The sequence below is a fragment of the Phytobacter sp. SCO41 genome (assembly GCF_003073275.1).
Classification (GTDB): Bacteria; Pseudomonadota; Gammaproteobacteria; order Enterobacterales; family Enterobacteriaceae; genus Phytobacter; species Phytobacter diazotrophicus.
In genome coordinates, this window is record NZ_CP027225.1 from 954213 (window position 1) to 965065 (window position 10853).

At 51.1% G+C, this 10853-nt stretch carries 10 protein-coding genes; 3 read left to right on the forward strand and 7 right to left on the reverse strand.

The annotated features are described in order from the left end of the window. The first annotated feature begins 752 nt into the window (after window positions 1–752). Window positions 753–1346, forward strand: a complete 594-nt coding sequence (locus tag C5523_RS04725) for a hypothetical protein (protein WP_108700664.1) — start codon at window positions 753–755, stop codon at window positions 1344–1346. A 177-nt stretch (window positions 1347–1523) separates the two neighbouring features. Here C5523_RS04725 and C5523_RS04730 read toward each other — a convergent pair whose 3' ends face one another. Together C5523_RS04730 and C5523_RS04735 are read right to left on the reverse strand one after the other, a co-directional pair. After that, window positions 1524–2351: a phosphoenolpyruvate hydrolase family protein gene (locus C5523_RS04730; protein WP_039077962.1), complete on the reverse strand. Its 828-nt coding sequence runs from the start codon at window positions 2349–2351 to the stop codon at window positions 1524–1526. 16 nt (window positions 2352–2367) lie between these two features. Beyond that, on the reverse strand, window positions 2368–3585 hold the full coding sequence (locus C5523_RS04735) for a Tm-1-like ATP-binding domain-containing protein (RefSeq protein WP_071196025.1): 1218 nt from the start codon (window positions 3583–3585) through the stop codon (window positions 2368–2370). Window positions 3586–3894: 309 nt separating this feature from the next. Here C5523_RS04735 and C5523_RS04740 point away from each other — a divergent pair, with 309 nt between their 5' ends. Together C5523_RS04740 and C5523_RS04745 are read left to right on the forward strand one after the other, a co-directional pair. After that, on the forward strand, window positions 3895–4533 hold the full coding sequence (locus C5523_RS04740; protein WP_052249207.1) for a TetR/AcrR family transcriptional regulator: 639 nt from the start codon (window positions 3895–3897) through the stop codon (window positions 4531–4533). Window positions 4534–4955: 422 nt separating this feature from the next. After that, complete coding sequence (locus C5523_RS04745; protein WP_039077960.1) at window positions 4956–6500, forward strand: PAS domain-containing methyl-accepting chemotaxis protein; 1545 nt, start codon at window positions 4956–4958, stop codon at window positions 6498–6500. Window positions 6501–6629: 129 nt separating this feature from the next. On the opposite strand, the gene acpT is transcribed toward C5523_RS04745, so the two are convergent. Genes acpT through C5523_RS04770 form a run of 5 tightly spaced genes read right to left on the reverse strand, consistent with a single transcriptional unit; the run spans window position 6630 to window position 10852 of the window. Further along, entirely contained in the window at window positions 6630–7253 is a 624-nt protein-coding gene (acpT, locus tag C5523_RS04750; protein WP_108700665.1) for a 4'-phosphopantetheinyl transferase AcpT, read from the reverse strand. 2 nt (window positions 7254–7255) lie between these two features. Next, window positions 7256–8485, reverse strand: a complete 1230-nt coding sequence (locus C5523_RS04755; RefSeq protein ID WP_108700666.1) for a beta-ketoacyl-ACP synthase — start codon at window positions 8483–8485, stop codon at window positions 7256–7258. Further along, entirely contained in the window at window positions 8482–9213 is a 732-nt protein-coding gene (locus tag C5523_RS04760) for a 3-ketoacyl-ACP reductase FabG2 (protein WP_039077958.1), read from the reverse strand. Before C5523_RS04760 ends, C5523_RS04755 begins: the two co-directional genes overlap by 4 nt. Next, window positions 9210–9686, reverse strand: coding sequence for a 3-hydroxy-fatty acyl-ACP dehydratase (locus C5523_RS04765; RefSeq protein WP_107223443.1), 477 nt, complete (start codon window positions 9684–9686; stop codon window positions 9210–9212). Before C5523_RS04765 ends, C5523_RS04760 begins: the two co-directional genes overlap by 4 nt. Then, window positions 9683–10852, reverse strand: coding sequence for a beta-ketoacyl-[acyl-carrier-protein] synthase family protein (locus C5523_RS04770; RefSeq protein WP_108700667.1), 1170 nt, complete (start codon window positions 10850–10852; stop codon window positions 9683–9685). Before C5523_RS04770 ends, C5523_RS04765 begins: the two co-directional genes overlap by 4 nt. Between the last annotated feature and the right edge of the window lies 1 nt (window position 10853).

Consider the following 10853-nt stretch of genomic DNA (forward strand, 5'->3'; position numbering starts at 1 on the left):
TGCGGGTGGGCATGAAGCCTGCTGGCTCGCAATTTCTAGCCCGGTTCAATAGAGAAGTATATAAACTCTTGCAGTAATTGACAGCGACGATGCGAAATGTATCGAATAAGGTAAGGTTAGTCTCTTTCGCCGGACGGAGAATAGCCTCGCGATCTGCCGACCAATGAGCTTTAGTTAAAATCAATTGAGAACCCGTAAATTTAATACCGGTCCTACCTTTTCAGATCATGACACTCCGATAGCAGAACAAACAGAAACAAAAAAGTACTTCGAAGGAGATTTTTTCACGCTACGCCATGCTTTTGCCCATTCCATTATTCTCTTTTTTCTGGGCTTCGATATTAGTCTCAGCAGAAATCTGAAACCAGTTTGGACGTTTCATGCATATCTTCCCCTTTTTTGCATAGCCAAGTAAATCAATGGCCTTTATTCAGACAGCTACACAAGTTGTTACGACCACTTTAAATGACGACACTGGCTCAGACGTGGTGATGTTAACCATAAATGGCGTAGATAAAAGAGAGGTCATTCACTCTGCTTTACAGACTGCCACTATCTTACCTGCTCCGTCTATTTCCCTTTTGATACGCAACCTGACTATGCGGTTTCATCTCTTTCGATTCGTGTTTGAATGACATGAAACCGAATGCAGGTAAATAATGAGATGCCTGAGTCGACGTAATTTTGGTGATTACGATGTTAAAATCCACATATAAAAGCCTGGAGACGAAACAGTGGTAAACAATCGAGTAATGCGAACGACCTTAGCTTTTTCACTATTAATGGCAGCCGTTTCTTCTCATGCCAGCAGCCTCCAGTCGGGAGTGTATGAAGGTTTAATGTTAGCTATATCACCTGCCGGGCATATTACCGGTTATTATGCAGAATCTGCTGAAGGTGGCGTGAAACGCACCTGTTCATTTTCTTTGTCAGGGCAGGTTTCAGCACAGGAAACGAATTCCATTACCTCATGGTCCACATCAGTATTGACAGGCCAAATTAGCGCCAGCACGGACGGTGTAATACTGACGATCCCGGACGGCCAAACGCATGCCGGGTGCATGGACGTACTAATGCCTGAAATTAATACGGGCCTTGAACTGGAAAAAACACAAGAGACGCACTGGCAAACGCTGGCACAGGCGAATGCTGAACGTGTTTATCTGAGTTCAACTGCAGATGCCAGTACCCGGCGTAAAGCATGGATCGTTAAGGATGATGTGGTGGGGGTTTTACAGACGCAAGCGGGCTGGACGCAAATTGAGTTTATTAGTGGAACAGGGAAAACGATTCGCGGCTGGGTTAAAAATAAGGAGATTCAGCCTCTTACACCTCCCGCTTCCTGACCTTGATATTACCCGGCGTTTATTCTGGCAAGTCTGCTGTCGCCGGTGCATGAGAAACATGGTCCGTTGAATGTAGCGTGATGTCGGGCCGTGGAAATAACAGGCAATAAAAAACCGGGGTGCATATACAAACCCCGGTAAAAGGTGGATCGATTATCAGGCTACACGTGCTCCCGATCAGTTTCTTATTGCTTTAAATTGCCTTGTGGTCTCAGTTAATGCTATTTCAGTCGGCAGGCGCTCCATAGAACTGGCGCCATAGAAGCCGTTACATTCCGGGCAGTTCTCTAAAATGAATTTCGCATCTTCTGGTGTCGCAATGGGGCCGCCGTGACACAGGACGATAACATCCGGACGCACTGCTTTTGCCGCTTTCGCCCAGTCATTAATTAATGGCACGCAGTCTTTCAGGGTGAGAGCCGTTTCCGCGCCGATATTCCCTCCGGTGGTTAACCCCATATGCGGCACAATAATGTCTGCACCAGCTTCGGTCATCGCAATGGCATCATCGCGGCTAAAGACATAAGGCGTCGTGAATAGGCCTTTTTCATGCGCCAGACGAATCATATCCACTTCTAAAGCGTATCCCATTCCGGTCTCTTCGAGGTTGGCACGGAAATTACCGTCGATCAGCCCCACGGTTGGGAAGTTTTGTACGCCTGCAAAGCCAATCGCTTTAATATCATCCAGAAACTTATCAAACTGGCAGAAGGGATCGGTACCGTTCACACCCGCCAGGACTGGCGTTTTCTTGGTGACCGGCAGCACTTCTTTTGCCATATCCATAACAATTTCATTGGCGTTGCCGTAAGCCAGCAGACCGGCTAATGAACCACGGCCCGCCATGCGATAACGACCAGAGTTATAGATAACAATCAGATCGATGCCCCCGGCCTCTTCGCATTTTGCCGACAAACCTGTGCCCGCTCCGCCGCCGATGATGGGTTCCCCCCGGGCAATCATCTGATGAAATTTTTGCAATAATCCTTCACGCGTATGTTTCATGGCTTTAATTCCGTCTTTAGTGGATTAATTCTTTATGTAAATTTATAAGTAGCTGATTAAATTCGGCAGAATTGATGTGGTGTGGGCTGACGATCAGTTTACGGTGCGGCGTTTCGATAAATGTTGCCTTAAACGCATCGAGAAAAGCCCGATCTGCTTCTGGATCCCAGAAATCCCCGCCAACGTTGTCCAGGGCAGAAAAACCGCCCATGGGGATAGCAAATCTGACTTCTCCCTCACATCGATTTAAACGCTCGGCAATCCATGTCCCCATCTTGCCGTTTTCCTCTGGTGTTGTGCGCATCAATGTTACTTGTGGGTTGTGCTGATAAAGCCGACGACCCCGATAGTGCTCGGGTACCGAAGATCGGGACCCAAAATTAACCATATCAAGTGCCCCGCAAGAGCCGATATACGGGATTTTAGAGCGGGCGATCGCGCCGAAGCGGTCATCACTACAGGCCAGAACGCCGCCAAATAAGAAGTCGCATACTTCGGTGGTGCTGATATCCAGTACGCTGTGTAATAAGTGGCTATCTGCCAGCTTTTCCATTGCCTTACCCCCGCTACCGGTGGCATGGAAAACCAGACAGTCATAATCGTTTTCTAATTTTTGTGTGATTTGCTGTACGCAGGGCGTGGTGACGCCGAACATCGTCAGACCAATGGCGGGTTTATCCGTGACGGCTTCGCTGTCGTCCTGATAGAACACCACCGCACCGGCAATCTGGTTAGCTGCGCTTTTTAATACTTTGCGGGAAATTCGGTTTAAGCCTGAAATATCGGTGACGGAGTTCATAATGGCGATATCGCTGGCACCGATATAACCGGACACGTCTCCGGATGCCATAGTTGACACCATCAGTTTGGGAACGCCAATTGGCAGGGCCTGCATGGCTGGCGTAATTAACGCGGTATTGCCAGACCCTCCTAAGCCGATTATCCCAAGCACATCTTCACGGCTTTTTAAGAACAGTTCAAAGGCGAGAGACATTGCGGTGATAGCTTTTCCTCTGTCACCACAAAAGACAGCACTTTCTCCCTCAGGGTGAAAGCGGGCCACGGTTGTTGCTGAAATATCCGCACCCCTTGCGGAGCTATCAGCCACTGTCGTCAGGTCAACGATAAGGGCATCGGCGCCTGTTTTTTTTATTAACGACTTAACGTAAAAAGCTTCCGTGCTTTTCGTGTCAAGAGTTGTTACGACGTATATGTAGCCATTGTCTTTGCTCACGTGTTCTCCTTAACTAAACTCACTTTTGTAACGAACGAGTATTTCAGATTCGGAAGAGTGAAATGCATTTGGTGTGACAACGATTGAGACTGCCGTCTCAAAAAATGTAGCAGTGATTGAGACGGTCGTCTCAAAAAAACTAGCATAAATGAGACGGTTGTCTCAAATAATTTTCAGTGTTAAAATTAACCACATGTTTTTAAAGGTAATTAATTTCTTAGCCGATCATGATTTTGCATTTCGCACCGCCTGGATGGGCGAGTGTTGATTTGCTATGTTTGTGTTACAACGGGTGTGGTTGGGAAAGTCATGATGTATGGAGAGGAAGCTTTGGAGCCATCTGTAACACGCAAGAAAACGTATGATTTGCTAATGAATAAAGCGTTATTTTTGTTTGAAAAAGGGGAGATTCCCTCCATTTCAAGACTCGCCACCGAAGCAGGTGTTTCACGGGCGACGGCTTACCGTTACTTCCCTACGCAAAGCGATCTTATTGCCGCTGCCGTTGGTGCGAGCCTGGAAACCATTCGGGAATGGAAACCCAAAAGCGATGATAAAGTCGGTGAGCGTATTGCCGAGTTGTTTGATTTCGCGTTCCCGGAAATGTTTCGCCATGAAGGTGCCTTGCGCGCTGCGCTGCTTGTTTCATTGCAGCAATGGGCGCTTGAGCGTCACTCCCCGGATAAAATGGAAAAAAAGCTGGTCCGTGGTAATCGTAAAGCGACGCTCGCTCGCGTAATGGAACCGGTGAAGGACAAATATTCCCCCGAGATGTATCGCAAAGTTATTGCCGCCTTTTCGTTATTGTACGGTTCGGAAGTCTTTCTGGTGATGAAAGATATCTGGGGCATGGACAATCAACAAGTCATTGATAACGTGCAATGGATGGCTAAAGCTATTATAAATCAAGCCAATAGCGAATCCTCCCATGAGGATCATGCCGGGTAAAACTGGTTTATCTCGCCGCCTGCCTTATAAGTAAGGGAGCAATAGCCCCCTTACTTAACCAAAATAACCCACCGTTAATTGAAGCGTATATAAAAATGCAATTCAGCCTCTCTAAAATATCAATTTAAAATAAGCATTATAATTTGCATTAAGGTTTGATTTTATTTTCTTCAGGTCTGGGTGCTTCTATTAATTGATGCTAAGAATGATAAGCAAGCTTAGTTTTTTTAAATGAAAATAATTGTCGTAGATTATAGAAGTGGCGTTTTGTGGTGATAAAATCTGTTTGTGAACTATGCTGAGATCAATGGCTATTTTATTTCAATAGCATAATTTTATTGCGTTTATCTCGATTCTTTCAACATAACGACAGGCCTTCAATATAAATTAAACTCTCTTAAGCTTTATGGGGAATACATTCTATGCGTGAGAATCACCCTGTAACACAGCAAGAACGCATTTTTGATAATGATGCGACGTTAATGTCTACAACAGATCCTGAGAGTTATATTAATTACGCTAATGATGCCTTTATTGAGGTGTCTGGTTTTTCGCTCAGTGAACTTGAGGGGCAACCGCATAATCTGGTTCGTCATCCTGATATGCCGCCGCACGCATTCGCAGATATGTGGTTTACCCTTAAGCAGGGAGAACCATGGAGCGGACTGGTAAAAAACCGCTGCAAAAATGGCGATCATTATTGGGTTCGCGCCAACGCAATCCCGATCATCCGCAAAGGGAATGTGAAGGGATATATGTCGGTACGCACCAGGCCTGATGCCGACGAAGTCGCCAGTGCAGAAACGCTGTATCGTCAGTTTCGTGAGAGCGGGACAAACAGTAAGCGCCTTTTCAAAGGGTTGATCATTCGTAAAGGATTTATGCGCTGGCGCTCGTTGTTTGTGACTATGCCATTACGCTGGCGGCTTCGATCGGCGTTAATGACGACCTTTTTATTGAGTATTCTCGTCGGGATGTTATGTCAGTTAGCGCCTGGACAAATGGGCATGTTTACCGGGGTGATGGCTGTCCTGCTTCTGGCGTTGATGGCATGGCTGGAAATGCAAATTGTGCGCCCCGTCGAGCGTTTGTGTCATCAGGCCCTGCAGGTGGCAACGGGGGAAACGCAGCAGGTTGAACAACCGAAACGCATCGACGAAGTCGGCGTTACTCTGCGGGCCATTGGCCAGCTTGGGCTGATGTTCCGATGGCTGATCAACGATGTCAGTAGTCAGGCCGTGAGCGTGCTGAATGCAGCGGATGCCTTATGTAAAGGAAACGATAGCCTGAGTCGCCAGACGGATCAGGCGGCGGCGAATGTGCAGCAAACAGCCGCGACAATGAACGAACTGGCGGCCACCGTAAAAAGCAATACCCTTACCGCCGCAGAAGCCAGTGCCTTATCGCAGGGGGCGCGTGAAGCGGCGGAGCAGGGCGGCAAAGTGATGAGCGGCATGATAGAAATGATGGGCAACATTGGCTCCAGCTCCGATCAAATCGCCAGTATTACCAGCATCATCGACAGTATCGCCTTCCAGACCAACATCCTCGCACTGAATGCCGCAGTGGAAGCCGCCCGCGCGGGGGAGCAGGGAAAAGGTTTTGCGGTGGTGGCCGGTGAAGTACGCATTCTCGCCCAGCGTAGCGCCAGCGCAGCCAGCGAAATCAAAGCGCTGATAGAGTCCAGCGTGACGCAGGTTCGCTCCGGTAGTCAATTGGCCGATGACGCAGGGAAAGCAATGCAGGAGATTGTCGGTAAGGTTAAACATGTCACCCAGTTGATCGAGCATATCAGTCAGGCGACATCTGAACAGGCGTCGGCAATAAGCCAAATGAGCCTGGCGGTAGAAGAGCTCGATAAACTCACCCACCAAAATGCCGACCGTGTTCAGGAGGGCGCAGAAGCGTCAGATCGGTTGAACAGTCAGGTGACACGCCTGGCGGAAGCCATTTCTGTATTCCGCTAACAACCACAATGTCGCCCCGTCAGGTGAGGCGGGGCTTTTAAACGCAAGATCAAAACGGGCACTCATCTGTCGAAATTAGCGTAACGAACGGGCCGCTGAGCGTTCTGTTGCCCCGTCCGCGGAATAAAGTTACTGGAGACGGATGATTTTATCTGTCGGAAGAAGCGCATCAATATAGCCCGGAAAGGAGAAATCGCGGGGGGTGAGCTGGTGCGGGTGGGCGGTGCAAACGGCCAGAACAAGTGAATCTGCCAGACAAAACTGGCTAATAAAAAACCCTTCATGACTGTCCAGAGTGTTCATCTGCCAGACGCTGCTGCCGCACTGTTTTAAGATGGCTTCTTTGCGCGTCCAGATACGCCAGAAGATGCAGGACTGCTGCGCTTCATCCGCAGAGGCAAGCTCCTGCTGTTCCGCGTCAGTGAACATCGCATGGGCAATCCGCTGCACGTTCTTTCTGGGACGTATGACTTCAAGGTCGCAGCCGACTTCCCCCTCATCGCTGACCACTATCGCAATGTCATCGCCGCTATGGCTGATGTTAAACCATAGCGGAATGTTTTCTTCGAAGTACGGCTTGCCATTTCGTCCGTAAACGATAACCGGGACGCAGGCCGGGGAGAGCAGGGTGCTAAGCAGTACGCGCCCTGCAAGCCAGGAGGCACGGTGAGGCCTCTCCGGCACCTGTTGACGCAGTGCCGAAGGCGCCATTTCACTAAGCACCGACACTTTCCCCATGCCCACGCGCAGCATTATCAGGCCCAGCGCTTGATGATGATGGATGTGTTGATCCCGCCGAATGCAAAGTTGTTGCTTTGCAGATATTCGCAGTCGATGCGGCGTGCTTCGCTCATGATGTAATCCAGCGCACCACAGCGTTCATCCGGTTGTTGCAGGTTAATCGTGGGAGCAAACCAGCCTTCCCGCATCATCTGCAAACTCATCCAGGCTTCCAGTGCGCCACAGGCACCCAGAGTATGACCAAAGTAGCTTTTTAACGAAGAAATAGGGACGTTTTCGCCGAAAATAGCCGCGGTTGCCTGACTTTCAGCAAAATCACCCCTGTCTGTGGCGGTGCCGTGAGCGGAAATGTATCCCATATCCAGCGGGCTTAACCCGGCAATATTCAGCGCCTGTTCCATGCAAATTTGCATGGTTTCTTTCTGGGGCTGCGTGATATGCGCCGCATCGCAGTTGGTGGCAAAGCCCACTATTTCACCGTAAATCGTGGCGCCACGGGCTTTGGCGTGTTCAAGTTCTTCAAGGATCAGGGTACCCGCGCCTTCACCGATCACCAGGCCGTCGCGCTGTTGATCAAAGGGCGATGGTGTGGTTTTTGGCGCGTCGTTGCGTTGGCTGGTGGCGAATAACGTATCAAAGACAGCCGCTTCGGAAGGGCAGAGTTCTTCTGCACCACCAGCCACCATCACCGTCTGATAACCATGGCGAATGGCTTCCCAGGCATAACCAATGGCCTGGCTGCCAGAGGTGCAGGCGCTGGAGGTGGGAATCACGCGACCACGCAGACCAAAAAACAGGCCCGTATTAACAGCGGTGGTGTGCGGCATCATCTGTACATAGGTGGTGCCAGTGATGTTGTTGGTGTGTTTTTCCGTCAGCATGGTGGCGAATTCACTTACCGGCCCCGTACTGCCGGTTGACGACCCGTAGGCAATGCCTGTCTGACCGTTGGTCAGCACCGGATCATCAATCAATCCCGCCTGCTCCAGCGCCAGCTCTGTGGCTCGGGTGGAAAATAGCGAGACGCGCCCCATGGCGCGGATACGCTTGCGCGTATAGTGATCCGGTAGCGTAAAGTCATCAATCGGCGCGCCCAGCAGCGTATGCAGCCCGTCGTAAACTTGCCATTCCGGCATTTTGCGCACGGCATTTTCATAGGTCAGCAGACGTTTTGAAACACTCTCCCAGTTCTCGCCGAAGGCGGTCACGCCGCCCATGCCCGTAATCACGACGCGACGTGTCATAACATTCCTCCATTGATGGAAATAACCTGGCGGGTCACATAACCCGCAATATCTGACATCAAATAGCTGGCCAGTCCGGCAACTTCTGCCGCCTGGCCCATACGTTTCATGGGGATCATAGCCATCGCTTCGTTCAGCGCCGCTTCTTCCATTTCAATCATGCCGGTATCGATCAGCCCCGGCGCGATGCAGTTCACGGTGATTTTTCGCTTTGCCAGCTCAATGGCCAGAGCTTTTGTCGCCCCGATAATGCCTGCCTTTGCGGCGCTGTAATTCACCTGTCCCCGATTGCCCATCACGCCAGAAACCGACGACAGCGTAATAATTCGCCCCCCTTTGCGTAGGCCAATCATCGGCATAATGCAGGGGTGAATGACGTTATAAAAACTGTCGAGGTTAGTGTGGATAACACTGTCCCAGTCTTCTTCGCTTAGCGCCGGAAATGCCCCATCACGGGCGATACCCGCGTTGCTGACAATGCCGTACCACGCGCCATGACGGGCAATATCGTCCTCAATAATGTCTCTGGATTGCTGGCGATCGCCGACGTCAAAACAGAGCAAGCGTCCCTGTCCGCCCGCGTTTTCAATCGCTGCCAGTGTTTCTTTTGCTCCCGTCTCATCCCGGTGATAATGCACGCCGATAACAAAACCATCAGCGGCAAGCTGGCAGGCAATCGCTTGCCCAATACCTTTACTGGCTCCAGTAACCAGAACGGAACGAATCATGGTGTATCTCCCTGATTAAAAAGCGAAGTTAATTCTTCTGGCGTAGGCTGGAAGGTATTGACGCGACCGGTGGCCACGCGCTCATCACCTACGAAAATGGCACAATCAAAACTGGCGAAACGTTCGTCCTGCATCAGCAACTTAACATCAATGTCCAGTGTCGCTCCGGCGGGAAGAATCCCCCTGGCGCAGATAAATTCGCGGGCGCCCAGCATCATTCCCAGCGTGATGGCCTGCTGACCATTCTGCCGACGATGCCAGCCAGACCAGACGCCGACAGTTTGCGCCATCAGTTCCAGTGCGAACCAGCCTGGCAGATTACCCTGCGCATCAATAAAGGGGGCCAGTACGCTGTCATGTGTAACGCTCACCCGGCAATGCGTCGAACTGTCGGTGACATCGATAACCTCTTCGAGCAGCATCATCGGCGCATCGTGTGGCAGGTACTCAGAAGGGGTGAGATAACGGCTCATACGATCCTCCCCAGCAGAATACTGGCGTTATTACCGCCAAAGGCGAACGAATTAGACAAAATCACCGGGCGCGTCAGCGGTTGAGGCTGGCGTAAAATGCCACAGGCGGGCAGCGCCGGATCAATAGGCGAGAGGGAAAAATCCTGCGGCGGCAGCGGAAGGTTCAACTGCAGGATAAGCATGCTGATGGCGGCTTCGATAATACCTGCGGCCCCCAGCGTGTGCCCGGTTAAATGTTTGGTGGAGCTGCAAGGTACGCTTTCGCCAAACAGATCGTGAATAACTTTCGACTCTATCTGATCGTTGAGTGTTGTCGCCGTACCGTGCAAATTGATATAGCCGACCTCGTCCGGTTGTATTCCGGCATCTGCCAGCGCCTGCTTAATGGCGCGGATAGCCCCTTCACCTTCAGGATGCGGCGCGGAGATATGCCAGGCGTCACTCGACTCGCCAACGCCAAGCAGCGCGACAGGCTGTGGTTCTCGAGTGAGCAGCATCAGCGCTGCGCCTTCACCGATGGTAATGCCGCTGCGGTCGCGCGCGAAAGGAAGACAACGTGTGGGCGATAATGCCTCCAGGCTATTGAAACCGTTGACCGGCATGCGGCTCAGCGTATCTGAACCGCCAACGATAACGGCATCTGCCAGACCGGCCTCGATCAGGCGGCGACCGCTGATAATGGCACGTGCGCTGGAAGAGCAGGCGGTAGACAACGTATACGCCGGGCCTTCCAGTGCCAGCCAGTGGCTGAGAAAACGCGAGGGGTCGCCAAGCTCCTGCTGCGGATATTGCCAGTGCAGGCTGGGTTCGTTGTTGAGACGTAAATTAACATGCTCGTCCCCTTCATTCAGCCCGGAGGTGCTGGTACCCAACACCACCCCAACGCGTTCTCGTCCATATTGGGCGATGGCGTCTTCCACCTTCGGTTGGATTTGCGCCAGCGCGGCCAATAAGAGTTGGTTATTGCGCGTACGGTGGGCAGAAAAAGCATCGGGTATTGCGGGCAACTCGCCATCCACGCCTGCCAGTACGGCATCTGGCTGGTTGACTAGCCAGTCCTTGCGGGGGCGCATCCCTGGAGAAACGCCGCGTACCAGATTGTCTGCAACCTCGGCCGACGTTTTTCCGAGCGCATTAATGATGCCAACGGCAGAAATATAAATCATA